The 24,970-nt window shown below is 59.4% G+C and carries 22 protein-coding genes and 1 pseudogene; 4 read left to right on the top strand and 19 right to left on the bottom strand.

Annotation, left to right across the window (positions count from 1 at the left end):
* Positions 1 to 343 precede the first annotated feature (343 nt).
* From BM162_RS18445 to BM162_RS18380, 15 genes are all read right to left on the bottom strand, one after another.
* A complete protein-coding gene (locus tag BM162_RS18445) occupies positions 344 to 913 on the bottom strand; it encodes an antibiotic biosynthesis monooxygenase (RefSeq protein ID WP_093424945.1) in 570 nt (189 codons plus the stop codon).
* Between the two features lie 93 nt (positions 914 to 1,006).
* On the bottom strand, positions 1,007 to 2,287 hold the full coding sequence (locus BM162_RS18440) for a Rieske 2Fe-2S domain-containing protein (RefSeq protein WP_093424944.1): 1,281 nt from the start codon (positions 2,285 to 2,287) through the stop codon (positions 1,007 to 1,009).
* Positions 2,288 to 2,407: 120 nt separating this feature from the next.
* Positions 2,408 to 2,626, bottom strand: a complete 219-nt coding sequence (locus BM162_RS23630; protein WP_500691299.1) for a putative antibiotic biosynthesis monooxygenase — start codon at positions 2,624 to 2,626, stop codon at positions 2,408 to 2,410.
* Between the two features lie 106 nt (positions 2,627 to 2,732).
* On the bottom strand, positions 2,733 to 4,640 hold the full coding sequence (locus tag BM162_RS18435; protein WP_093424942.1) for a TRAP transporter permease: 1,908 nt from the start codon (positions 4,638 to 4,640) through the stop codon (positions 2,733 to 2,735).
* Complete coding sequence (locus BM162_RS18430; protein WP_093424941.1) at positions 4,637 to 5,620, bottom strand: TAXI family TRAP transporter solute-binding subunit; 984 nt, start codon at positions 5,618 to 5,620, stop codon at positions 4,637 to 4,639. Before BM162_RS18430 ends, BM162_RS18435 begins: the two co-directional genes overlap by 4 nt.
* A 194-nt stretch (positions 5,621 to 5,814) precedes the next feature.
* The gene (locus tag BM162_RS18425) at positions 5,815 to 6,342 is read right to left on the bottom strand and encodes a MarR family winged helix-turn-helix transcriptional regulator (RefSeq protein ID WP_245759335.1); all 528 of its coding nucleotides are present in this window, start codon (positions 6,340 to 6,342) and stop codon (positions 5,815 to 5,817) included.
* A gap of 148 nt (positions 6,343 to 6,490) precedes the next feature.
* On the bottom strand, positions 6,491 to 8,242 hold the full coding sequence (locus BM162_RS18420; protein ID WP_093424939.1) for a thiamine pyrophosphate-binding protein: 1,752 nt from the start codon (positions 8,240 to 8,242) through the stop codon (positions 6,491 to 6,493).
* A gap of 25 nt (positions 8,243 to 8,267) precedes the next feature.
* Positions 8,268 to 9,749, bottom strand: a complete 1,482-nt coding sequence (locus tag BM162_RS18415; RefSeq protein ID WP_093424937.1) for an aldehyde dehydrogenase family protein — start codon at positions 9,747 to 9,749, stop codon at positions 8,268 to 8,270.
* Between the two features lie 78 nt (positions 9,750 to 9,827).
* A complete protein-coding gene (locus BM162_RS18410; RefSeq protein ID WP_093424936.1) occupies positions 9,828 to 10,274 on the bottom strand; it encodes a hypothetical protein in 447 nt (148 codons plus the stop codon).
* Between the two features lie 9 nt (positions 10,275 to 10,283).
* A complete protein-coding gene (locus BM162_RS18405; RefSeq protein WP_177215252.1) occupies positions 10,284 to 11,276 on the bottom strand; it encodes an ABC transporter substrate-binding protein in 993 nt (330 codons plus the stop codon).
* On the bottom strand, positions 11,273 to 12,463 hold the full coding sequence (locus tag BM162_RS18400) for a Gfo/Idh/MocA family protein (RefSeq protein ID WP_093424934.1): 1,191 nt from the start codon (positions 12,461 to 12,463) through the stop codon (positions 11,273 to 11,275). Before BM162_RS18400 ends, BM162_RS18405 begins: the two co-directional genes overlap by 4 nt.
* Positions 12,453 to 13,391, bottom strand: coding sequence for a PDR/VanB family oxidoreductase (locus tag BM162_RS18395; RefSeq protein WP_093424933.1), 939 nt, complete (start codon positions 13,389 to 13,391; stop codon positions 12,453 to 12,455). Before BM162_RS18395 ends, BM162_RS18400 begins: the two co-directional genes overlap by 11 nt.
* 198 nt (positions 13,392 to 13,589) lie before the next feature.
* The gene (pcaF, locus tag BM162_RS18390; protein WP_093424931.1) at positions 13,590 to 14,786 is read right to left on the bottom strand and encodes a 3-oxoadipyl-CoA thiolase; all 1,197 of its coding nucleotides are present in this window, start codon (positions 14,784 to 14,786) and stop codon (positions 13,590 to 13,592) included.
* Positions 14,783 to 15,472 carry a 3-oxoacid CoA-transferase subunit B gene (locus BM162_RS18385; RefSeq protein WP_093424929.1) on the bottom strand — a complete coding sequence of 230 codons (690 nt, stop codon included), beginning with the start codon at positions 15,470 to 15,472 and terminating at the stop codon, positions 14,783 to 14,785. The genes pcaF and BM162_RS18385 overlap by 4 nt, the downstream gene beginning before the upstream one ends.
* Positions 15,469 to 16,173 carry a 3-oxoacid CoA-transferase subunit A gene (locus BM162_RS18380; protein WP_093424928.1) on the bottom strand — a complete coding sequence of 235 codons (705 nt, stop codon included), beginning with the start codon at positions 16,171 to 16,173 and terminating at the stop codon, positions 15,469 to 15,471. Before BM162_RS18380 ends, BM162_RS18385 begins: the two co-directional genes overlap by 4 nt.
* Before the next feature lie 115 nt (positions 16,174 to 16,288).
* Between BM162_RS18380 and BM162_RS18375 the strand changes: the two genes are divergently transcribed.
* Positions 16,289 to 17,044, top strand: coding sequence for an IclR family transcriptional regulator domain-containing protein (locus tag BM162_RS18375; RefSeq protein WP_093424948.1), 756 nt, complete (start codon positions 16,289 to 16,291; stop codon positions 17,042 to 17,044).
* 197 nt (positions 17,045 to 17,241) lie between these two features.
* On the opposite strand, the gene BM162_RS18370 is transcribed toward BM162_RS18375, so the two are convergent.
* On the bottom strand, positions 17,242 to 18,120 hold the full coding sequence (locus BM162_RS18370) for a Dam family site-specific DNA-(adenine-N6)-methyltransferase (protein WP_093424927.1): 879 nt from the start codon (positions 18,118 to 18,120) through the stop codon (positions 17,242 to 17,244).
* A 199-nt stretch (positions 18,121 to 18,319) separates the two neighbouring features.
* On the opposite strand from BM162_RS18370, the gene BM162_RS22480 reads away from it, so the two are divergent.
* Together BM162_RS22480 and BM162_RS22475 are read left to right on the top strand one after the other, a co-directional pair.
* Positions 18,320 to 18,931, top strand: coding sequence for a hypothetical protein (locus BM162_RS22480; protein WP_143096208.1), 612 nt, complete (start codon positions 18,320 to 18,322; stop codon positions 18,929 to 18,931).
* A 192-nt stretch (positions 18,932 to 19,123) separates the two neighbouring features.
* Positions 19,124 to 19,423, top strand: coding sequence for a hypothetical protein (locus BM162_RS22475; RefSeq protein WP_143096207.1), 300 nt, complete (start codon positions 19,124 to 19,126; stop codon positions 19,421 to 19,423).
* A 1,035-nt stretch (positions 19,424 to 20,458) separates the two neighbouring features.
* On the opposite strand, the gene BM162_RS18365 is transcribed toward BM162_RS22475, so the two are convergent.
* Positions 20,459 to 20,728 (bottom strand): hypothetical protein, encoded by a 270-nt coding sequence (locus BM162_RS18365; RefSeq protein ID WP_093424925.1) that lies wholly within the window; start codon positions 20,726 to 20,728, stop codon positions 20,459 to 20,461.
* A gap of 1,070 nt (positions 20,729 to 21,798) precedes the next feature.
* Between BM162_RS18365 and istA the strand changes: the two are divergent.
* Positions 21,799 to 22,554: pseudogene (gene istA, locus BM162_RS18355) on the top strand (IS21 family transposase); the annotation flags it as partial.
* A gap of 477 nt (positions 22,555 to 23,031) precedes the next feature.
* Here the strand turns inward: istA and BM162_RS18350 are convergent.
* Both BM162_RS18350 and tnpC read right to left on the bottom strand, forming a co-directional pair.
* Positions 23,032 to 23,328 carry a hypothetical protein gene (locus tag BM162_RS18350; RefSeq protein WP_093424923.1) on the bottom strand — a complete coding sequence of 99 codons (297 nt, stop codon included), beginning with the start codon at positions 23,326 to 23,328 and terminating at the stop codon, positions 23,032 to 23,034.
* Entirely contained in the window at positions 23,328 to 24,950 is a 1,623-nt protein-coding gene (gene tnpC / locus BM162_RS18345) for an IS66 family transposase (RefSeq protein WP_093424947.1), read from the bottom strand. The genes BM162_RS18350 and tnpC overlap by 1 nt, the downstream gene beginning before the upstream one ends.
* Positions 24,951 to 24,970: the final 20 nt, after the last annotated feature.

Below are 24,970 nucleotides of genomic sequence, written 5' to 3'. Positions count from 1 at the left end.
CACCAGTCCTTGTTGCGCGGACCCCGGAAGGTGTGGTGCTTCACCGGGCATCCGCCGGTCTGTTCGATGTCGTTCCCGTCCATGTCTCTCTCCGATCTCTCTCGAATCCCTAGAAGCCACCACGCCTTGAGCTCACACGGGTATCAGCCGGAACCGACCTGAAAGCGTAATGGCTTATGTGCAGTGGGTCTCATCGACCGTATTCCATTTCCCTGCGCGTTCGTAAGCGGTGCTTTTGCCTTAGGGAACACCGAGAACTATCTTTTCCACCGCCATTCCCGCACAGGGTGCCGAAGATAAAGGCCACCACCCTAGCGGCTACTGGGTCCTCACGATCAGTGCTTCACCGAGAGGACAACCAAGGCTGCAAAATACGCGTCAACCACGGGACGATGAAGGCGGTCGTCAGCCCCGTTAGCACAAGCGCAACCATGAACAAACCCAACTCTACTGGCAGTCGATCCGTAAGTGGTTCCATTACTTTCACCAAGACAATGAGCGCAGGATAAACCGCCAGCATACTCGTGACCCAGCGCTTCCAAAGCTTTGGGGGTTTGATAGGACTCGGCATCGATGTTATAGGCTCGAACCAGATATTTGAACCGGCCACCTGCTGTCGCGAGATATCCACGATCGCCATCCGCTCGATTTCAGAGACGAGGTTAGCCCTCTCGCGCGATCCGCGCCAAGCCTCCAGAGAATCGACGTCGGTGAAACGAATAAGTACGAAAAAGTCTGTTCCCAGACCACCATTGCGGCGAATAACGTCTAAGCTAATAAAACCATCCGCCCGGACTAGGCGCTCATTCAGCACCGCTAGCTTTTCTGCGCAAACGTCCGCGTCTTCGCGGCTTACACGCAGCGCAAACAGCATCGTGCCTGGACGCTTGTTAAGCATCTTCGCGTCGAACACGCTGCGTACCCCCTAAACCTCATCTCGCTCTACGGGTAATGATAAAAGCGCCCCACCCGATTCAGGTGGGGCGCCGAGACTCTATCTGCCCTCTTATTCGGCGGCTTGCGTCTCTTTAGTCGGATTGACCAGCGTCCGCCAGTCGACCTCCTTAGGATAAACTCCCTCGTGCGACGCAATCGACGCCTGCGGAACCTCGGCCTCGGTTCCGATTGCTCGGCCGCCATTCTGAACCTTCTTCGCTGCGTCCGCCATGAGGCGTCGGAACTCGACGATTGCGAGGTCCGACGCTCCAAGCGTGTCGGTGTGCCGGGCGACCCGACTCCCCATCGACACCCACATCACGATGTCCTGGTTCGGAATCCCTTTTACGCCGGTAAAGTTTCCCTCCTTCATCGCTTCGCGATCCTGAAGGAAATCATTTTCCAGCGTGCGCTTCGGACGCCACTTGTGGTCCACGTCTTCGCCGGGAACAGCATAGTTGAACCGTCTCCATTGTTCCGTCGACGGCACATTCGGCCCACCCCAGGCGATGAAATGGAAAGCTGTCTCGTCATCGTTGATCGGAACGATGACGCTAGCGACCTTATAATTGTTGTTTGGCGGGATCAGCGAGTAGTAAGGCGCGATAAACTCCGTGATCCGAAGGTAATTGTGCGTCTTGGCGTTCTTGATCGGCTTCCGAATGGCCGCATAGTGGAAGCCGTAGCTTGTCGTCTCGGTTTGCATCCGGGGCGACTTATCTGTCGACGGACGATACCATGCGCTGTCATCCGCCGAAGCGCCTTCGACCCGAGCGGGTTTCATGTCCGATGAGTGGAGCGAGGAGCTGTGCGCACTGTCGATCTGGCCTTCATGGATTTGCGCCCAGTTGGCCGGCACCCTGATCTTCAAGATGGATACAGGAGTATCTTCTTCCGGAGCGAACGCCGGCGGTTGGAACTCCGGCACCTCGTTCGGATCGCCCAGCCAAGCCCAGACGAAGCCACCCCATTCGCGGACGGGATAGGCGCGAGCCTTCACCTTGTCCATTAGGGGGCTACCCTCTGGCTCCGACGACATGGCGACAACATTGCCGTCCACGTCCATCTTCCAGCCGTGATAGAGGCAGCGCAGACCGCATTCCTCGTTGCGACCATAAACCAGAGAGGCCTTCCGATGCGGACAAAGTTCGTCGAGCATTCCAAGTCGGCCCTTGGAGTCACGGAACGCCACGTAGCTCTCTCCGAGAACCTCTACTCGAAGGGGCTTGCCATCGGGCTCAGCCACTTCCTCCATGAGGCACACAGGTGTCCAGTGCTGTCGCATAAGCTGCGCCATCGGCGCATCTCCGGTTACCCGCGTGAGGAGTTCATTCTCTTCGTAGGTTAGCATATTTTGTACCTCCAAGCCCCGTTCAACGGTCGCTAGCAATCTTAGCTATCTAAGGTTTCAAGTCAAGCGGGGTATTTGTGTTCGAACACAGTTAGTTAAGCCCGACTTACGTCGGCGACCTCAACTCTGAAGCCAAGTCGCGAGTCGTCGATTTAAAAATGGCAAAACAATGCCGGTCGAAAGACCCGTAAGGCAAAGGGCGATCAAGAAGAGCGACACCGGCGTCGGCACCCCGCTGAGCACCGTCCGTGAGAGATACACTAGGATGACCAGGGGCGGATAGACCGCCAGCATACTCACAGCCCATCTCTTCCAGAAGGCAGGGGCCTCGCGTCTCACCTGTTGATTATCGTATGACACAGCTGTCCTTTTTAATTTTGACGAACGGCGATGTATTCAAAGGAGAACGGGCGCTGCTATGCGCCCGTTCTACACTTACACTCTGTTACTCAGCGGGTTTTTCCTCCGCACTGGCCGCCCTAGTTAGCATCAGATAGCGCGCCATTAGGCCGAGGATGACGACAATACCGGTTACAGAAACTACCATCATCGGGATCACGGCCGCGACTGCCGCCACGGTGAGCGCTAGTCGTTCCAGCTTTGACAGCGTGACCCCAACTGAACCCTCGATCGAGATCGCGATGGCCGCTGCGCCTAGAACCCCTCCCGTGACAGCGACTAGGTTTGTCAGGGGGTCCGCCAGCAGCAGAAGGCCTGGATTCATTACAAACGCAAAGGGCAACAGGAAACCCACCGCGGCGAGCCTCACCGCCGAGAACGCAATCTTGAAAGCGTCCTCATCAGCGATTGCCGCGGCCGCCAGCGCAGCCACTGCGATCGGCGGCGTCAATGCCGACAGCACAGCGTAGTAAAGCAGGAACAGGTGGCTCTGGAGGATCGGGAAACCAAGTTTAGCCAGCGCCGGGCCGACTAGCACAGCGGCCAGAATGTACGCACTTGGAGTCGGCATGCCGAGACCAAGGATGATCGTAACAACAGCAGCGATAAGAAGCGTAAGCGTGGGCTCGGCGTTGCTGATTGTCAGGATGACATTCGCAGCCTTCATACCCAAACCGGTCATCGACAAACCACCAATGACCAGGCCTGCCGCTGCACAAGCACCGGCGACCGGGAGAATACGCAGCGTGGTCTCACCAAGCGCCTCGACTATCTGCCACGGCGAGAGGCGCGTGGCCTTAAGCAACATGGACGCCACCACTGCCCCCAACACGCCTACACCGGCCGTGAATGTGGGCGAATAGCCTGCCATCAGAGCCGCAACGATACCGATAATCGGGATCAAAAAGACCCAGCCGGTCCGGAAGGTGTCGGCTGCGCTCGGAATTTCGTCGTCCGACGGACGAAGATCTTCTCTAACTGCGCGGAAGTGAACCTGCGCGAAAACGCCCAAGTAATAAAGAAGTGCCGGCACCAAGGCTGCGTAGACGACTTCTTGGTACGGTACGCCAGTATACTCTGCAAGGATGAACGCCGCCGATCCCATGATAGGCGGCATGGCACTACCACCAGTCGAGGCTGCGACCTCGACCGCCGCCGCGAAGCGCGCTTTGTATCCCAACCGCTTCATGACCGGGATCGTGATTGAACCAGTAGCAACTACGTCAGATGTTGGGCTCCCCGACATCGTGCCATACAGTCCGGAGGAGATCACGGCGATCTTCGCAGGACCGCCCCGGGAACGGCCTGTCAGGAGAGCAGCGACATTGAAAAAGAACTCTCCGCCTCCGGCTTTGGAGAGAAACGTGCCGAACATGACGAAGAGGAAAACGTAGCTCGCAACCACCTGAATCGGAACACCAAAGACACCGTCGGTGGTGAACACCAGGATGTCGAGCAGGTAAGTGTATTCACTTACGCCATGCCCGAACGGCGGCGGGAGCAATGAGCCGAACTGGTTGTACAACAAGAACAGGACGACGACACCGGTCAGGCCGAGGCCAGTAGTGCGGCGCGTTGCCTCGAGAGTAAGCGCGAGTAGCGCTGAACCGAAGAACAGTTGTGGAACGGTGAACGGGTGCAGCAGACTGATGCGGTCTGCAATCGCTCCCGCGTTCAAGAAGAAATAGACCCCGCAGATGAGACTGAGCGCCGACAGCGCCCAGTCATAAAAGGGGATCCGGTCCGGCGCGTTCGGCGTAGCACCGATCGCGACGAACATGATCGTGTAAATGCCGCAGACGAACAGGATGCCCAGAATGAGCGGATCCGAGATCGTGAACAGGTTCGCATAGATAACCCAAGTCGCGAAGACAGCCGCGACCGCGATTAGGGCACGTTGTGAACCTGCCGCAAGCTTTCGCCTGCGGCCGGTGGCGACGAGTGATCCGATCACTTGAGTAGGCCCGCTTCCTGATAGGCTTTCTCTGCACCCGGGTGGAACTCAAGCACGCTCGGCGTTGCTAGGAGGTCAGGGGAAAGCTGCTTCATCGATCCGTGCACCGCGCGCACTTCGTCAATATTGTTGACGAGCGACTGCGCCAGCGAATAGGCGGTTTCCTCAGGCATACTTTCAGTTGCCACGAGAAGAGCCCCCAGCGCCGAAGTTGTCACGTCCTCGTCCTGATTAGAGTAACTTTCGGCAGGGATCACCATCGTGCCTGTACCGAATTCCTCATTGGTAGCCTCAACCACCTCTTGCGGCACATCCAGAAGAACCACGTCGCTGTTCTCGTCGACCGAGCGGAACGAGGAGTGATTGATGAAGATGCCGTTGGTGATCATGTCGAGGCGGCCATCTTGAATCAGGTCGGCCTGCTCATTGGCGCCGGCTCTCACGTATTGACCGCCGTTGTCTTCGATAGATTCCTCTGTGACGCCTGCCTCCTCGAGCATGAAGAGCGCAACGTTTGAGGTGATGTTACCGGAGCGGTTGATGCCGATGCGTAGGGGCGCTCCGCTTCCGGCGATGTCATCGAGGCTGTCGATATCATATTCTTCCGCGATGTCCCGATCGAGGAAGAAGTGCATGGGCGCCCAGTTGTACATGTAGCCGATTGCACGCATGTTTTCGATCGGCGCCTGGAAGGGCTCCCCCCCTTGCAGAGCGATCTTGGCCTCAGCGTCGTGCAGGAGGCCGAGGTCGGTGCGGTTAGCACCGAGGAGGCCGATGTTGGCAAACCCACCGCCCGTGGCCTGATAGGTGACAACAGAATCAGAGTCGTCAGCCTTGGCAGCCCGGTCGATCCCGGCGCCGAGGAGCGACCAGAGTCCGCCCGGATTGCCGCCGGATAGCGTGAGGTTGATGGGGTCAGCAGATGCGGCAGTCGATGCAACTACGGCGCATACGGTCGCGGCTAGTGTTGGAAATCGCATAGTGTCTCCTCCCTCAGTAGAACGCCCCCGCATCATTGCGGGAAACGATTTCGTGTCGCGCAAACTTAGACGTCTATGTTCTAAGGGGGCGCCACACCGGGAGTCAACAAATTAGATATCTCATTTAGGGTTGAGCGGTAGCCCAGGCAGGCGCGGACCGACGGAAAACGTCATGTGCCGCTCTGCTGACTAAATCACATATTGGCGAGGGATCGCGTCGGAGGCACACGTAGTCCGCGCACCGCAGCGTCCTTTTCGTCCTGTTCGAGGTTTCGGATGACACAATTTAGCGCTTTGCGGAGGACTCGCACCTCGTCATCGTTTAAGCCCGCCAGCGCCAGTTCGTTGGTCTCTACAGCCAGAGGCTCAAGCTTATCTCGCAAGCGCCATCCACGATCAGTCAAAAATGCGTGTTGCCGCCGCCTGTTGCCGGCCACGTTGCGACGCGTAATAAAGCCCAACTCTTCCATCCGCGAAAGTGCACTGTGGGCGGTCGGCTCGGTGAGATTAGCTCGCTCGCTGAGTTCGCGTTGAGAGAGCCCATCACTCCGCCAAAGAATACGCAGAAAAATCCACTGCCCGAAGGTTACTCCTTCGCTTGCCAGGCGCATCTGAAGCGACCGGTTGAACGAACGCGCGGCGAGACGAACCAGCCGCGCTATCCGCTCTTCCTGATAGTCCCCGCCCGTGACTTCTGGGCAATCTGTATTGTTGTCGGTCACTGGCCATCCAATCCGGTCTACTAGCTGCTGCAACACAACAGCTTTTACGTTTGACCAACAATGAAGCCAGCAACCATCTTGCGGAAGGGGACAAAGTGTCCAGTAGGACCTCAATGCAACACTTCGAGGATCCTGCCTCTCGCCTCTACTATTCCTCGGTCATGCCCTTGGCCATGGCGTCGCTATAACCGCGCCTGACGCGGACATCAACCACTACAGTCTGGCCAGCTTCGACGGCAGATACCGCTGCGGCGAGGACCTCTTCTAGCTCCTCCATCAGGCTTACTGGTCCGTAAGCCTGCGCCCCCTGAGCACGGGCCATGGCCGCAATGTCAACGTCTGGTTCGTCGATCGCCTGCCCGACATGCTTGTTTTCGACAGGCCTGGCCCTCTCACGAGCGATCCGCTCTTGGTGGACCTCATCGTTGAAGTATGACCGATTATTCGCAACCACAATCAGGAGTGGAACCTTGTGATGTGTTGCCGTCCAGAGCGCCGTTGCGCCCATTAGGAAGTCCCCGTCTCCAAGAACTGCAACGGGTAGTCGACCGCTGTCCCTGAGCGCGAGCGCCGCCCCTACGGCCATACCGGGCCCTGAACCGATGCCGGCCCCACCGTCGTAGCCGAGATAGCTGAGGGGATCGCTGAAATCGCATTTCTCGCCATTCCAGCTCAGCGTAACGCGCAAATAGCTTGGCGCCGTATCTCGAACAGCGAAGGCAAGCGCATCTGCGAGGTCATCGACCGAGATCTCTTCGACCCCGTCCGGTCGCTTCGGGTGCGAGCTAGGCGGGGAGTATCGTTGCGCATCGATGCCCGCGGTGGAGCACAGGGCGGCGACCACCGCATCTGGCTCGGCCAGGAGCGTCAGGTCGGATGGCGGCATTGCCTGATGGTCGAGAGACCAGCCATTCTGGAGAAACGGCTCGAGCGTGATATTTACAACCTTCGCCTCGCCCGGCTCGTGTCCTGCCTGCGAAAGTGTACCCGCCGGATCTACCCAGTCAAAGGCGACCACTAGATCGGCATCCGCGATGGCACTGCCCGAGTCTCCAGACAGGAAGTAGCCCGGCGCACCCACGTGCAGAGGATGACGCGTTGGGAACGCGGCAGCTGTCTTGATGTCGGTCACAACTCGCGCTCCAAAGCGCTCCGCAAGTGCGATTCGGCGATCCCACGCGGTCAGGTCCCGTGAGACGCGGCCCATGAGGAACACAGGAGCGGCCGCCGCCTCAAGCATCTCAAGAAGGCGAGTTGCATCCGCTTCCGCAATCTGCGGCAACTGCGGAACGGTGTACCGATCAGGGGCGGGTAGCGCCGGCAGGTCTTCGAGCCTTTCCTCCTGCACGCTAACGTCGAAGCACACATATGTGGGGGCCATTGGCGGCGTGGCCGTGATTGTAGCAGCGCGCATCATGGACGCCAGCGATGCCTGCAACGACGCCGGCTGGTCGTCCCACTTCACATAGGGCCGCACCACGGCCGCTTGATCGCGCGAAGTATGCAGCCAGTCGATCCAAGGCCGCCGCCGTGCGGCGTCTACAGGACCTGTGGCACCGTAGATCATCATCGGCACTCGATCACACCACGCGTTGTAGACTGCCATCGCCGCGTGCATAAGACCCACATTGGCGTGCAGGATCACCGCCAAGGGAGTCTCTGTAACCTTGGCCCAACCATGCGCAATGGCGACTGCGTGTTCCTCATGCAGACAGAGCAGCATTTGCGGATCACGGTTTCCAAGGTGATTTACGAGACTGTCATGTAGCCCACGAAAGCTCGACCCTGGGTTAAGCGCAACATAGGGCGCGCCCAGCCGCCGCATCATTAGGGCGATGGCATCACTGCCGTAGACCTCCGTCACGTCGCAGGGCACGGGGCGGTCAATCTCGTTGCGCATAGATGCTTCTCCCATGGAGCCGAACTTACTGGCCAGCCAAATTGATGTGGATGTTCTTTTCATGGGTGAAGGACATGAGTTCCCCAATTCCCTCTTCGCGGCCAATGCCTGACTGCTTCACCCCCCCGAATGGCGCACCGAGGAAGTGACGGCCGACTTCATTGATCCAGACGAATCCCGCCTCGACCCTTTTCGCCGCGCGGTGAGCTGTTGCAAGATCTCGGCTCCAGATTGCGCATGTAAGTCCGACATCGAGTGCGTTGACTTCGTTGAGCATCGCCTCCTCGTCCGACCACCGCCTCACCGCAAGCACCGGGCCGAATATTTCCTCCCGGGCGATCGTCATTTCCGGCGTCACGTCTGCGAAGATTGTAGGAGCTATGAAGTAGCCATCGGCCAAATTCCCATCGGTGACTGGGTGTCCGCCCGAAATGACGCGCGCCCCTTCGGCTCGGGCACCATCTATGAAGCCCATCACCCGGTCAAAATGCTGACGCGATACGAGTGCTCCCATAGTGGTTGCCGGCTCAGTCGGAATGCCAGGCTGGAAGCGCGCCACTTTATCGGCAAGGCGCGAAACGACGGCATCATGAACTTCATCATGCAAGAACGCGCGGCTAGTGGACCCGCAGGATTGCCCGCACCAGCCAAAGTTCATCCCCGCGACGATCGCATCAGCGATCCTGTCAGGGTCGCTATCAGGATAGGCGATGAAGGCGTTCTTGCCCCCAAGCTCGAGCAGCACCGGCTTGATTGTATCGCTGGCGCTGCGCATGACAGCGCGTCCAGCTCCGACAGATCCGATCAATGTGACCTTGGCGACGCCTCTGTGCTCAGCCAGCGCTGCACCCGCCTCTGTCCCGCCGGGCAGGACGTTAAAAACGCCATCCGGCAACAGCCCGTCGACGAGTTCTGCCAAGCGGAGCGCAGAGAGCGGAGCCTGCACCGGTGGCTTGATGATGACGGAATTGCCGGCAGCGAGGGGCGCGGCCATTTTCCCGCCACAGAACATGAAGGGGTGATTAAAAGCCAGAATTCGGGCCACGACGCCAAGCGGCTCTCGCGCCGTCATGTTCACCCGGTCCGGGCCCATCGGGATCGTGTCGCCCTTCATCTCGGTGACAAGCCCCGCGAAGAACTCCATTTGCGCGGCTGCAATGGTCGCGTCGCCACGCATTTCGGTGTACGGGTTGCCGCAGTTCGCGGCATCAATCATTGCGAGCTCGTCTCCATGCTTGCGCAGTAGCGCCGCAATCTCTTTTAGGATCCGACCACGTTCGAGTGGGACGACATCCCGCCAAACTTGAAAGCCCGCCTTCGCCGCAGCGACCGCGGCGTCGACATCGGGTCGTCCTGCCGTGGCAACAGTAGTGAGCGCTCGGCCAGTCGCGGGGTTCACCGTATCTTCATAAGTTCCCGCTGTCGGTTTGTGCCATCCACCACCGAAATACAGGTCCGCATGCTTCGGCAAGCACTCCGCAATATCAGGGCACCGCGTTTCCGGCATGAGGCACTCCTCCCTTTGTTGTAGTTGGACGCCCCGAATATCGAACTTCGGAAACGTCCTTGTTCAGCTGCGTTAGCGCTAGGCGTCTTCGCTGCTCAGCATTTCAAGAAATCGAGCGCCCGAAGTAACCTCACGCAACGGCAGCGCCTTCTGTTCGTCGTCCAGCTCGACGTCGTAACTCAGGCCTTGGCCGTCCCAGAACCACCAGTAAACAATTTCACCCTTCTTATCGCGAATTGGCATCCGAAAGGTTGGAAACTTCTTCTGCTCATCCGGCACCTGCACGCGTGCCACCAGTTCATGTTCCGCTCCTACGTGGCGCAAAGCGCTGCCGAGCGGGATCATCGCAACGAAATGCGTCGGTCCAGCGGCAAGCGCGTCAAGGTCTTCCGGCCGCTTCTCGTGAAGGCCACCGAAAGCACGGACGACAGGCGGGTAACTCGGGTGATTGTGCGTCACCTGAACATAAGCGAGCTGGTCCCCGATCCGTACTTCTACGACGTCTCCTGGTGTGTAGTCGGTCATGGCTTCCCCTCAGAGGCTATAGGCTTCCTGCGTCGACGGATGGAAAAGTTCGTCTACCTGCACGCGCCTCGGCGACAGGCCCTGCGCGTGGTGGTAATCTAGAAAACGGTCAAGAACGTGCGCGTTTCCTGCGACTCCGTATGTCCAGGGATCAGAACCCATTAGTGCCTGCGCACGATTTAGATTGTCCTCGACGAACGGCATCGTCACCTTGGTGGCAGAGGTGTCCTGAAGCGCGTCCTGGGCCAGCCGTTTGGACTCTGAAAAAGCCTTGAGAAGGGCACCAGGTAGCCACGGATGTACCTCGGCGAGCGACCGGCGGATGCCGAGAACGTGCATGATAGGAAAGATTTTCGTCCGCTTGTAGAAATCTTCCGCTGCGCCGACACTGTCCGAGAAAAGGCGCCCCACATGCGGATGCCCCTCGGCGAAGCAGCGCGGCCAGCGCGGCCCGATGAAGCCGTCGATTTCTCCCTCAGCCAGCATTGCGTTGAGCGTCGCCCCCTCGGGCGCAGCCTCCACCGCCACATTCTCCGGCAGATCAACCTTTATTTTCTCGGGCCGCCCCGGTGTGTCCATGCCCCCGCGCACCCAAGTCACGTCCGACGGCTTGACGCCGAAATCTTCCTCCAGGATACCGCGCACCCAAACGTTCGCGGAGAGCTGGTACTCAGCGATCCCGATGCGCTTGCCTTTAAGGTCTTCGGGCCGCTCGATGCCGCGATCCGTGCGGATGTAAACTGAGGTGTGGCGGAACGCGCGACTCAGGAACACCGGGATAGCCACGTAGTGCGGTTCTCCACGTGCGACCGAAATCGAATAGGATGACAGCGACAGCTCCGAGATGTCGAAGGCTTGGTGCCGGAAAGCACGGAAGAACATTTCTTCAGGCGACAGGAGCATCGGCACCGGATCGACGCCGTCTATCTTCACCCGGCCGTCGACGATGGCGCGTGTTCGATCGTAGTTGCCCATCGCGATGGAGAGTTTCAAGTCGGTCAAGCGTGCTCCTCCTTTTCGGTTGTTCCGCATTGGCGTGACAAATCGACAGCGGCGCCATTATCCGCCGACCGAAGAATGGCGTGGCAGACCTCTAGGCTCGCTCGCCCCCAGCGACCCGTCTGGGGCGGCGGAACGTCCTCCCGCACTGCTGCCGTAAGTGCGTCGATCACAGTTTTTCGTGGAACGGCTCCTAGCGGAGCTTCGACGAAACGTCGCTCTGTATCTCCGAATATTTCAACACCATCGGGAGTGAGTCGCAAATCTGCTCGATCGCAAAGCACGATGATCGGTCCGAAATGTTCATGATGACGCGCTGCCGGAGGTTCGGCACCCGATCCGTAGGTGCGCGTTGTTTTGAGTTTCGTCTCCGCTTCGGCGTCAAGACCCACAAGCGCACGACGCGCTTTGCCATAATCCTCCGGTGGCTTTTCTCCACCCAGTTCAGCTACGTTGCCCATCCATGTGTCGCTGTCGAAGTGAGCGTACCCGGAATAAGTAAGCGTTGCGAAGGCCCCATTCTCAAAGTTCATAAGAGCCGAATACGCTCCTTCGGTCGGGCGCGTAGGGTCCCATGCGCCGGTCATCGCTGTAACCTGTCGCGCCAGCCCCCCGCAGAGTAAGCGGACGATATCGATCTGGTGCACACCCTGACTGAAAAGAACGCCGCCGCCCTCTTCTGTTCGCAATTCCTCCGGACGGCGTGGACGGTATAGAAAATCGGTGTAGTTGAGCGCCTGCACCATCCGAACGGACCCGAATTCACCGCTCTTAATCAGCTCGTGAGCAAGCGCGACCGGCGCATCGAAGCTATGGCTCGGCCCCACAATCAAATGCACGCCTGCTTTGTCCGCCGCTTCCACCATTCGATCGGCATCTTCGAGAGTCACCGCCAGAGGCTTGTCGACCAAAATGTGCTTGCCGCCTTGCGCAGCGGCCGTGACGTGATCAGCATGCATTTGGTGTGGCGTGGCGATATATATCGCTTCGACTTCCGGATCGGCGGCAAGACCCTCGACCGTCGCATGACCACGACCACCGAATTCTGCCTCGAAGGCCCTCCGGCTTTCTTCACGTGGCGCGGCAGCAGCAACGAGGCGCACACGTGGATCGTTGCGGAAGGTCGGCAGCATGAGCATGAATGCACGCCCAAGGCCGGCAACGCCCAGGCGAATAGGCTCAGAGGTCAAGAACCAGGTTCCCTTCCTTTGCCCTCGACACGCAGATCATAATTCGGTCTTCCTTCTCCTCGTCCATTAGGACCATATCTCGGTGGTCAACGGATCCTGAAATCAAGCGAGTCTTGCAGGTGCCGCAGGTACCACTTTCGCAGGAACTAACCGTTGCGAAGCCTGCGTCACGCAGCGCTTCGAGAATCGAACGGTCTTCTGGAACAGTAACCGTCTTTCCGGACTTTTGCAGGATCACGTCGAAGGCCGTATCGTCTTCTCGCACGACGTCAACCGGCTTAAAATCCTCGAAGTTGACTCGACCCTCAGGCCAATGACCGGAAATCGCCTCAATTTCCTCCATGAGGGGCTTTGGACCACAGCAGTATACATGCATATTGCGCGGCTCTTCGAAGTGATCCCAGAAATCGTAGACTTCGTCGAGGTCGCCGTTGTCGTGATGGACCGTCAGGCGGTCGCCGAACGCTTCGCTCAGGTCTTCGAGATATGCGGTGTCTTCTTTACTGCGTGTACAGTAAATCACCTGGAACGGCTTGCCTTGACGCTCAAGATGCTGCGCCATGGCGTAGATCGGCGTAATGCCAATCCCGCCGGCGATCAGCAGGTACTCGTTCGCCTCTTGCAACGGAAAAGTGTTTTCGGGCGGACTAACCCGCAGTTCAGTGCCCTCAACTGCCTCGTCGTGCATCGAAGCAGAACCGCCCCGCGATTCGATCTCTCGCTTCACGGCAATCACATAGACTTCTGGATCCGTGCCGTCGTTGACGAGAGAGTACCGGCGCATGGCGCCGGAGGGGGTTTCGATCGTCAGGTGTGCGCCCGGCTCAAAGCTCGGAAGATCAACGCCTTCGGCCGGTCGAAGCGTAAACTCGCAGATATGTTCGGTGAGGGCGCGCCGTTTTTCGACGCGCATCATCAGGTCATCCATAGGGGTACCTTATCCTCCTCATCGTGGCGTCACTCCTGAGACGCCGCTGTGCCAAGTGTGGGCTTGCCGCGCTTAATACTTAGATCGCTAAGTTCTTGTCAAGGCGCTGGCTAGGGGCGCAGCCTTGAGCACGTCAGACCTTAACGGGATGGCCAACCGTTAAGTACGCGCACCACCGAACCTTGCAGCGTCACCACCTCAAGCTCCCTCCAGAACGACTGCAACCCCCTGCCCCACCCCAACGCACATGGCCGCCAAGGCCTTTTCGCCAGAACGCAGGTCCAAGGCGGCAGTCCCCGCGATGCGAGCCCCCGACATGCCCAAAGGATGCCCCAAGGCGATTGCGCCGCCATGCTGGTTCACCCGTGGATCGTCATCCGACAGTCCAAGTTGGCGCAGTGTCGCCAGAGCTTGAGAGGCAAATGCCTCATTCAGCTCGATCACTTGAAAATGATCCTCCGTGATCCCCAAGCGTGCCATCAATTTCTTTGACGCTGGAGCCGGACCGATGCCCATGATACGTGGCGGAACACCGGCCGTTGCGCCTCCAAGGATGCGTGCGATTGGATTTAGACCATGCGCTTGCACTGCCGCCTCGGAGGCAACTATAAGGGCGGCCGCACCATCATTTACGCCGCTTGCATTCCCCGCCGTGACTGTTCCGCCCGACCTTACGATACCCTTGAGTTTTGAGAGCCCTTCTGTGGTTGTGGAGGGACGCGGATGCTCGTCGTGCTCCACTGTAATGGGCTCACCTCGCCCTTGAGGAATGGCCACCGGTGTGATCTCCCGCGCGAAGCGACCGCTCTCCAAAGCTGCCCTCGCTTTCTGCTGGCTGCGGAGCGCAAAGCAGTCCTGATCTTCTCGTGAAATACCAAAATCATCGGCTACGTTCTCTGCAGTTTCGGGCATGGATTCCACGCCATATTGCGCCTTCATCACCGGATTAATGAAGCGCCAACCAATGGTGGTGTCGTAGATTTCATTGTTCCGCGAAAAGGCGGCCTCAGCTTTTGGCAGTACGAACGGAGCACGGCTCATGCTCTCTACGCCACCGGCGATTACCAGATCAATCTCTCCAGCTTTGATCGCGCGAGCGGCCGCGATAACCGCATCCATGCCGGAGCCGCAGAGCCTGTTCATAGTGGTGGCAGGCACGGTTTCCGGTAGCCCTGCAAGCAATGCAGACATTCGCGCCACATTTCGATTATCCTCGCCTGCTTGGTTGGCGCACCCGAAGATCACTTCGTCCACGGCCGCCCAGTCAAGGTCGTGCCGCGCCATCAGCGCCTTAATCGGGACAGCCCCGAGATCATCCGTACGCACAGAGGACAAGGCACCGCCGAACCGACCGATGGGTGAGCGCGCATAGTCGCAGATGAAAACGCCGTTCATGCCAGATCCTCCGGTGCCACCAGCTCGGCAACTTGGCCTTCAGCATGCAGAGGCGCACCAGTGACCTGTTGCAGCGCATCCAAGGTGATGGTGGGGATTTTTTCGCGAAGGAGAAAGTGACCTTCCTCAACGTCGACCACTGCGAGCGAGGTATAGACGCGTGTTACGCAGCCAAGCCCAGTCAGAGGTAGGGTGCAGCGATCGACCAGCTTCGGAGCACCAGATTTCGTCACGTGGTCCGTCAGGACCGCCACACGTTTCGCACCATGCACCAAGTCCATGGCACCGCCTACGGCCGGGACGCCTCCTCGCCCTGTGGACCAGTTTGCGAGATCACCCGTCTGAGCTACCTGGTAGGCGCCCAAAATTGCGACATCTAAGTGGCCGCCACGCACCATCGCGAAGCTGTCGGCGTGATGAAAAAAGGCTGTGCCCGGGCGTACGGTGATCGCCTTCTTGCCTGCGTTGATTAGGTCCCAGTCCTCTCGGCCGGGCTCAGGCGCGGGTCCGAAGTCCAGCACACCGTTCTCGGTGTGAAAAATCGCCTGCCGCCCGTCGGGTTGGAAGCGGGCGACCATCTCGGGGAACCCGATGCCAAGGTTAACGTAGGCTCCATCCGGGATGTCTTGCGCCGCGCGCCACGCGATCTGAGCGTTGGAAAGCTTGATCTTCGAGATCTCAGTCATGGGTAGACGGCTCCTGCACGATTGAGCTCTTCTTCCTGCGCGGGCCTCGGCACTTCGATCACGTGGTTGATGAATATCCCCGGCGTGATAATATGCTCAGGATCGATGGCACCTAGCTCAACCATGCGCGTCGCTTGCACAATGGTAGTAGTCGCAGCGGTTGCCATGATTGGATTGAAGTTCCGAGCCGCCATCCGATAGGTGAGATTGCCATGAGCATCGGCAAGCTCAGCTTTGATCATCGCGAAGTCCGCCTTCAGCCAACGCTCCTGAACATACATTCTGCCATCGAACTCCGCCGTTGGCTTTCCCTCAGCGAGATCTGTTCCGTAGCCAGTCGGAGTGTAGAACGCAGGGATTCCCGCCCCCCCAGCTCGAATCCGCTCTGTCAACGTCCCCTGTGGCACCAATTCCAGCTCGATCTGTCCGGCCAGATATCGGTCAGTAAAAACTCGAGGATCGGCGGAGCGAGGAAACGAGCAGATCAGCTTGTCCACCTGCCCCTGTTCGATGAGTGCGGCCAGCCCGACGTGGCCGTTCCCCGCATTATTGTTTATTACGGTCAGGCCTTTCACGCCGTGGTCGATCAACGCGTGGATCAGCTCGATGGGTGCGCCGGACCCGCCGAAGCCCCCGATCATGACAGTCGCGCCGTCGAATACATGCGACACGGCATCAGCCGCCTCGGCTCTCTTGTCCATTGGCTCCCCTCTTCGTTCGAGTGGACGGCGTACGTGTAGCGCTCGCGAACACTGAAAGACGAGGCGGATTGTGCGCATCTTGAGATTTGTTCACATGCTGCGCTACAGTGTGCGCATGGTGAACCGAACGGACACGATCGCCTCCTTCGCCAAGGGGCTCAAGGTGCTGGAATGCTTCGGGGCCGAGCGTGCGCGGCTAACGGTCGCTGAGGTCGCACAGGCGACCGCTCTCGACCGGGCCACTGCTCGGCGCTGCCTGCTGACATTGTGGAGCGAGGGTTATGCCGAATACGACGGGAAATTCTTCAGGCTGACGCCGCGCGCGCTCCGCCTAGGCATGGCAGCTCTCTCCTCTCAGCCACTCTCACACCTTGTGCAACCTTGGCTCGACCAGATCACTGACCAGATCGGGGAGAGCTGCTCTGTCTCGGTGCTCGATGGAACGGATGTTGTTTACTTGGCGCGCGCTGCGCAACGGCGCGTCATGTCAATCGGCTTGATGCCTGGTTCGCGTCTGCCAGCGCACTGTACCTCCATGGGACGCGTACTGCTCGCTTCGCTGCCGGAGGATGAGGCTTGGCGGATACTAGAAGCATCTGATTTATCCCCCCGCACCCCCTATAGTGCGACTGACCCGAAGGACATAATGGCTCGCCTCGTTGAAGTCCGTGAGCAAGGCTTCGCTGTAATCGACCAGGAGGTTGAAATAGGACTGCTGGCGGTAGCGCTGCCGGTATTTTCTTCTGCGGGTGAGGTGATTGCAGCGTTGAACACAGGAATGTCTAGAACCCAAGCACCCACAGAGGAATTTCTGAGCGACTATCTACCGGTGCTAAAGAAGGTGCAGATCGGCTTACGAAGAATTTTATAATAGGCGCACCCGGAATAACTTGACGGGTTACCGTTCCGGTGGGGGCGGAGATCCCACAACAGGGATCTTACTGCCAATACGCCGCTCCGATGCCACATCGCTCTCTTGGCGCACGAAGGGGAGCGAAGCGTTCTGGACGCTTCGCTCCATCCGGTAGGACAAGCAGGATAGCCTTGTTCTGCCCAGACCGGCCTGCCTCAGTGCGTCAGCAAAAGACGATCCAGAACACGATCTTCCGATAGCTCCTTGCCGCGCATCTGGAACCTGCGCAGCATGGAGCGACCACAGTCTATGGATACTTCTCGTTCAAACAAGCCGGACGGAAGATCATAGTCGCAGCGCCTATTCCCCGATTTTTTTGCCTTGTCCAAGCTGAGCGCTACAAATACTCCTTTTCGCTTCGCTCTCTCAATCGATTTAAACAAGGTATCGTGACAAAATGACTGCGCTCCATACAAGATTGCCTGCGCATGCGAATACGGAGGGTCGCAGTAAACAACGTCCCCCTCTCGGGCACGCTCGATGGAATCTTGAAAGTCGCGCTCGTAAAACACTACGTGCTTGACACGCTGGTGCCACTCATCCACTCGCTCCGAAAATGTTGACGGGCTTATAGGAGTGTGAGGGCCGCATCGAGTAGACATGTACCCGTCACTCTTTCGAAATCTTATTACTCCGCCGTATGCCGTGCGGCAAAGAAAAAGAAGATCTGCAGGATTCGGTGACTCGTTGAATCGTGCCTTTATGGATTCATATTTCTCGACTTTATTACCCTCAAAAATCTCATCCCAGCGCTCGCGATACCATGCCTTGAGGGTATCAGGTTCGCTTTGGAGCGTCCGCCAGATCCCTATCAAAGGTGTGAAGCAATCCGCCGCCTCCGCACGATGCGGCGCAAGCACAGCTAAAACGGCGCCCGAGCCCAAGAAGGGCTCATGATAGACCCCAAATCTCCTAGGAAACATCGAGATTATCTCGTGAGCATACCTCTGTTTATTGCCAATCCACTTCAGAAGTTGCCGCCTAAAAGGCTTCCGCCTCGAACTACTGTTTGCCGAACTTGAATTACAACTCATCGATTCCTCCAAATCTATAGGAGGACACGTTGTCGAGACGGGTTTTCTAGACGTTAAAGTTCCCGGGTTTCGCTTCAGCTCATCCGCGTGCTTCGAGGGCGATCCCGAGACGAGCAGTCAGATGCAATGCCTCAGAGCGTTAATCGCCACTTAACCCCTCCGCGCTAATGTGCGGATGTTCTTAAAGAGGCATAGAGAAATGACGAAGTTGCATAATGATCGGGTTAGCGCACTGGTCTTGGTCAGCCCCGGATCCTTGTTTGGAAGCGCAGAATTCAGCCTAGGGCGAGGTGCCGCTCGGGATTCCCAGGCGCTGATCGGTTATGAGGTTGAGAGCCATGAGGGTCACCTTATCGTTATCGACGGGTTCCTGTCCGACGAGATCAGCGACGATTTTGAAGAAAAGATCGAGCGCGGCTTGGTTCAGGCACAGCGTGCCGGGCTGGTAGCATCGAGGATTTGGGCGTGCGATAGTGGGGCGGAGCCTTTCGATGGCTGGAAAGGTCTTTCGCACGGAGGTGCACCCGTAGAATTTCCCGATCAAATGATTGCGGCGCAATGCGTTGGTTCTTGGCTCGGGTCCTCGGGCGCCCGAGTTACAGGTGCATGGGCTACCCACGATGACACAGGAGGCTGCGTCAACCTTGTTCGCGATGCTCTCAACCGCACACTGCTACGTTCCCACGCCACAATCTGCTGGTCCGCCCTCTTTTCCGAGGAGAATTTGCCTGAAGATAACATTGAAGAACTGTCAGAAGATTCGGATCAACTGAGCTTCTGGAAGCCTCCTTGCGTGTCGTCACGGCGTTGATCAGCATCGAACAGCAGCGTTCTAAAATTACCGCGAATCCCATCACCCCAGAGGCAAAAAAATCTTCCCCCCGAAACTGGCATGTCGCGTGCCGCCCTCTTGCGCTGCGTTAACTAGACGGCGCTCCTCATGGGATGTTCTCATGCGTCAGATGATGCGGTTTCGAATTTATCTACTTTATAGGAATAATGTATGAACCATTCCCTTGCATGTCAGATACTCTCTACCGGATACGTACAAGAAACCTGCCGCATTGCTATCCAGCAGGAGGACGGCGTCGAATATGTGCGCCCAAGCCGTTATTTGGTGAAACACGCAGATAATAGGGTGAGCAATGCCACCATCGGCGTCGACCTCCCGATGGAGAATGTTTGGCGCATCCTCGAGGCCGGAAGAGCACTGGCTTACCGAGACTGGCTTGGCCGACGTTACGATATTCGCGTAAAAAGTGAGGGAAGTGCCTCGGTGGTCGATATCTCGAGGAACGCCTGATCTACCGCTTCGGCTGCGCCGATGCTCCTTCTTCTCGAGAAACGCGATCGGACGCAGGCCTGTCGTCGCCTCGAGGAGCGGAGCGATCTCATCGTCCCACGGCTCGGCCGGTGGATCTGGATGGAGGTCTCGTCCACGCGGCCGAACGCCTTCAGGCCAGAGAAACCGGGAATCGTTGCCAGCGCCTTGGCGGAAACGGCCGCGGCGGTGCGGGTCCTCTTCCATCCGTGGCGAAGCGCCGCCTCCAGCTCCGCCCCCCTGGTCGGCAGCCAGTCTCGCCAGCGTCAGGCGTCGACGGGAGGCATAGGTCGACAAAATCAGCCACATCCGCGCGCTCTCGCCCGTGCCGCGAGCGCCGCGCAAAGTCGTCCTGGTGACGGCGACCGGATTTTACCCGCGCAGCAGCCCATCCACATCGCCCAGCACGGGCCCGTAGGCGGCTTTGAGCGCCCTCGGATCAATCATCCGGTGCATCGCAGAGAAAGTCCCGTGTGACGGATTGCATATTTGAGCTTACGGAGGGTCTCAGACAGTGGCTTCTCCTGTGCGGCCGAACGCGAACATCGAGGCGCAGGACGTCGAGCCGTACAGGAACGGAACGACCGCGATCACCAGAAGCTCCCAGAGGCTGTGCGGGGCATTCTCAGCGCGGCAATCCGGAGCTGCGTCGAAGGCGGAAAGGGATCATCGGTAACAGAGCGGTCCGTCCCTACTGCCGCGAGGACGTCGCAATTCGCAGCTTGACGTTTACGCACGATGCTGCGTCCGCCCCTCTACTCAATCTCGGCAGAGAGGAAAGATGCGTGGCGGAATCGGCTCCGACCATCGCGCCACTACCAGCGCCAACCTCCCGCGCCGTGCGAGACGATCCTCCAGAAAGAAATATCGTAATGACGCTCCACATCCCGATTCAAGCCCCTCACGTCGCAGCGCGAAACGCCAAAGAAGCCTCGATGCTTAGCTTAACGAGCGGGTTCCGCCCACTCCCCTGCACTTAAAGCCTATCCCGCGCCCTCGCAGCCAAATTAAGCCTGACTAGCTCCCTTCTGCCTCTGCCCGAAAATGATCGGCCGCCAGCCGTGCCACCGTCTCGAAGCTGATACCGCGCAGCTTACAGTAGTGCATTACATCGGCCATCATGTCGATGATTGCAGTTTCAGCGATGCCGCGATTGATTAGCGGATCGCTTGTGTAGGTCGAAAGGAAGGCGTCTAATGTAATCGCCCGGTAGATGTCCGGCTGTAGAAGCTCCCCTTGCGCGCATGCGACGCTCAACTCCTGAACGTTCTTATGTTCCACACCCATGACTGACTCCTATTTATGAAACGAGTTGAACTTAATACTACGGCTCTATGGTTAATGTCGAGTTTAGGATTTACGGGATCAGCGTCTGGCCGGTGCCTTCTGGTCTCTGCTTCGGGCGGGCGCGGCGATGGCGCTGGCTGGCGGAGGACTCCCTGGCGCAGCGGTCGTCGCGGATCTCTAGGCGCGGCGAAGATGTGAGCCTCCCGAACACGTTTTTGATTGGGTGTTTTCGCGAATGTATACCCGCCGGCACTCGAAGATCGGCGGAATGGAGCGATATCGTCGAAGGCAGACACAACCGCCAAGGCGGCAATCAGTCCGCACCAGGCGCTGTCATCAGCGGCTGTGCCGTGGACTGTCATTTGGCAGCCGCCCGGAACCGGCCGACGAGCGCGGCGATGCGGGGCAGAATGTCCTGCCGGGCCTGCATGTATGCCTCCAAGTCCGAGGCCGCCTCGGTCACGGGCCCTCGCGGCACCTTAACGTGAGCGCAAGATTCATGAGCCACGATGATCTGGCACAATGGAGGAAGGTCATGTCAGCACTCATACTTGTACATCCGGTGCGCTCAGCGGGTGCCCCGCGGAGCAGATCGGAAAATCGACGGCACGGGCTGCCCGAGACTGTATCAGCGACGAGATAAGACAGCACCTTGGTCACTTTGTCGTCATCGACGACATGTTCTCCGATGAAGTTTGCGCGCGGCTCGACGCCATCATCAAGGAGTGCCTAACGCGGGCGTGCGAGAACGGGCACTTCGCGCTGCGTGTCCACGACTGCGAAGGGGGAGCTGAGCCATACGAGCGATGGGAGCCGTTTGCGGAAGCCAACGAGCCGGTGGTTTTCTACGGAAGTGTCGCGGCAGCGCGTTACATTGCGCGTTCCGAGGTCACCCGGTCACCCATTCCGATAACATCCGGTCAGTGATTCCGATCTGATCCGGTCACGGATTCCAGGGTATTCGATCACCCTGTTTCCGGCCGAGACATGCGCTGCTGAGCGATCGTGCAGCAGGGTAGCCTTGCCTCCATCGAGGATGAGCATGGAGCCCCGGAATGAGACGATTGCCGATGCGCAAGATTGCTGAAGCCCTTCGCCTGAGAGCCACGGGACTGTCGACGCGGAAGATCGCGTCAAGCCTGGGCGTCGGCCAGTCGACGGTCAGCGAGTATCTGAAGCGGGCGGAGCGGTCCGGTCTTTCCTGGCCGATACCGGCCGACGTCACCGATGCCGATCTTCAACGGCGCCTGTTCGAGCCGCAGGGCGGCAAGACCCGCCGAGGTTTGGTGCAGCCGGACTGGGCGATGGTTCATCGCGAGTTGCGGCGTCGCGGGGTGACCCTGTCGCTGATCTGGGAGGAGTATCGCGCTGCGCATCCCGCGAACGGCTACGGCTACAGCCGGTTCTGCGATCTCTACCGCCGCTGGGAGGGCCGGCTGTCGCCGACTATGCGCCAGCACCATGTCGCTGGAGAGCGCGTCTTCGTCGACTACGCAGGGGACACGCTGGACGTCGTTGATGCCCAGACCGGCGAGATCCGGGCGGCGCAGGTGTTCGTCGGCGTGCTCGGCGCCTCCAACTACACCTATGCCGAGGCGACGTGGACCCAGACGTTGCCGGACTGGAGCGGTGCGCACGTCCGCATGCTCGGGTTCTTCGGCGGCGTGCCCGAGCAGCTCGTGTCGGACAACCTCAAGGCGGGCGTGACGAAGGCTTGCTTCCACGAGCCCCGGATCAACCGCACCTATGCCGAGATGGCGGCGCACTACGACACCGCCGTGATCCCGGCCCGTCCCTACAAGCCGCGGGATACAGATGAGATTGAACGCCCCCTTTTTCGATTTTGTGCTATTGTTGAGGCGCGGGTGACCACGTGGCAAAGGACGGGACGTGAGGTTCAAGTCCCGTCACGCGGCCTTGTCATAGTCGTTCCTCGGGTGTGGCGCCCGCACCCTCCCGCGGGTTCTTCTTTCGCCAGCCCTCCATCATGCGGCGATAGGCGATTTCGGACAATTCGGCGCCTGCGCGGTCAGCATGTCGTCGGGCGGGAAGATTGTATGCTGCTGAGGCGCCCTTCTTTCCGCGTTCGGCGGGCAGTCCGGCAGCAAGTTCCATCGACCGGCATTTGCGCGCCATGAGAGCCGGGCTCGCCCAGGCATAGTCCTCACCTTTGGTCAGCAGGTGCCAGATGAGGACCGCCAGTTTACGTGCGACGGCCACAGCAGCGATATGGTTTCCACGGCGGGCTCGCACACGCTCATAGAACGCGCGCAATGGTCCGGGTGACCGTAAGCACTCGATTTCTACCGCAGCGGCTGGTCCTTGACGCGGGCGATGATTTGGGGCTCGGCGACGAAGTCTTCGAGGAAGCTGTGCCACTCTTCGACGGACACGCGAGCGGATGCGAGCATTTCGCGTATCTCATCGATGCCGTCGTCGGTCAGCGCGATGATGTAGTCGTCGTGCCCGACATGGACGCTGACGATATTGCCGTAGGTCAGGTTGTCGTCGTTGCTGACGATGGCCTCGAGAAGTTCGGGGTCCTCGCCCAGGCGGGTGGCCACGTGGGCGATGGAACAGACGTAGGTCGTTGCGGCCATCACGCTGCCTGGCTGTGCGACTGGCTCGCGGGAGCCCAGTTCCACGGCAGCAATTCGGCGAGCCGATTGATCTTGTGATCGTGGATGCGGTCGAGGACGTCGGCGAGGTAGGCCTGCGGGTCGAGGTCGTTCATCTTGGCCGTCTCGATGATCGTCATGGCGCGGGCGAGGGTTTCGCCGCCGGTATCCGAGCCGGCAAAGAGCCAGTTGCGGCGGCCGACGCCGATCGGCCGCATGCCACGCTCCGCGGGATTGTTGTCTATGGCCACGCGCCCGTCGTCGAGAAACAGGCAGAAGGAGTCCCACCGGCCAAGCCCATAGCGGAACGCCTTGGCAAGGTCGCTCTTGCCGGGAATGCGGGTGAGCTGGCGTTCGGCCCAGGTGCGGAATGCCTCGACCAGTGGTTTGGACTTGTCCTGCCGGACGGCGCGCCGAACCTCGGCGGACTGGCCGGCGATCCGGCGCTCGATATCGTAGAGCTTGCCGATCCGGTCGAGGGCCTCCTTCGCGATTTCGGATCTGGTGGATGTCCAGACGTCGTGGAAATCGCGGCGCAGATGCGCCCAGCACGCAGCCTCGCGGAACTGCACGGTGCCGTCCGCGCGGCGCTCGTACAGCTCCTTGAAGCCGGTATAGGCGTCCGCTTGCAGGATACCGCTGCTCATTTCGAGGTGCTTCCGGGGATGCTCGCCCTTCCGGTCGGGCGAGAAGTAGTAGACCGCGCCCGGCGGGTCCTGGCCTGCCCAAGGTCGCTGATCGCGCACATAGGTCCAGATACGGCCCTGCTTGACGCCCTTGCCCAGCCCCTTGTCCCGTCGAGGGCGATCGAGCACCCGGATCGGGGTGTCGTCTGCATGGAGCAGATCGCTGGACATGATCTCGGCCTCGATCTTCTCGATCAACGGCGCCAGCGTCTTCATCGCCCCGCCGCACCAGTCCACCAGGGTCGTGTCCGGAATATCCGCACCCATGCGGGCGAAGATCTCATTCTGCCTGTAGAGCGGAACGTGGTCGTCGAACTTGGAGGTCAGCACGTAGGCCAGCAGGTTCGGACCGGCCATGCTCCGCGGAATGGGACGGCTCGGCGCAGGCTCCTGGACCATCCTTTCGCAGCGCCGGCAGGACTTCTTGACCCGGGCGATCTCGATCACCTTCAGCTGCGCTGCGATCATGTCGATCAGTTCGCTGACATCCTCGCCGACCACGCGCAGTTCGCCGCCGCAGTCCGGGCAGCTGTCGCCGGGATCGAGTTCACGGCGTTCGCGCAGCGTATCCTTCGAGACCTTCGGACGGCGGCGTTGCCCGCGCTCGGCGGTTGCCGGGCCCTGGTCTTCGGTGTCCGGCGCATCCTCGTCGTCCGGGGGCGTGTCCTCCGCCTCGGCCATCGCCACCTGCAAATCCTCGAGGGCCAGTTCAAGCTGTTCGATCTCGCGCTCGATCTTTTCCGAGCTCTTCCCGAAGGCCTGCTTCTTCAGCTTGGCGATCCGCACACGCAGCGCCTGGACCAGCAGGTCGTGTGCCCGCAACGTGGCCGTGATCTGCGCATTCTCCGTCCGCAAGGCAACGATCATCGCCTTCAGGATGGCGGGATCGTCGGGCAAATCAGGGGCGGAAGTCGACATGCCCATGTCTACCACTGCAC

Origin of the sequence: Tranquillimonas alkanivorans (assembly GCF_900115595.1) — a bacterium.
GTDB lineage: Bacteria > Pseudomonadota > Alphaproteobacteria > Rhodobacterales > Rhodobacteraceae > Tranquillimonas > Tranquillimonas alkanivorans.
Note: the sequence above shows the minus strand (reverse complement) of the source record. Positions and strands in the feature narration are given on the sequence as shown.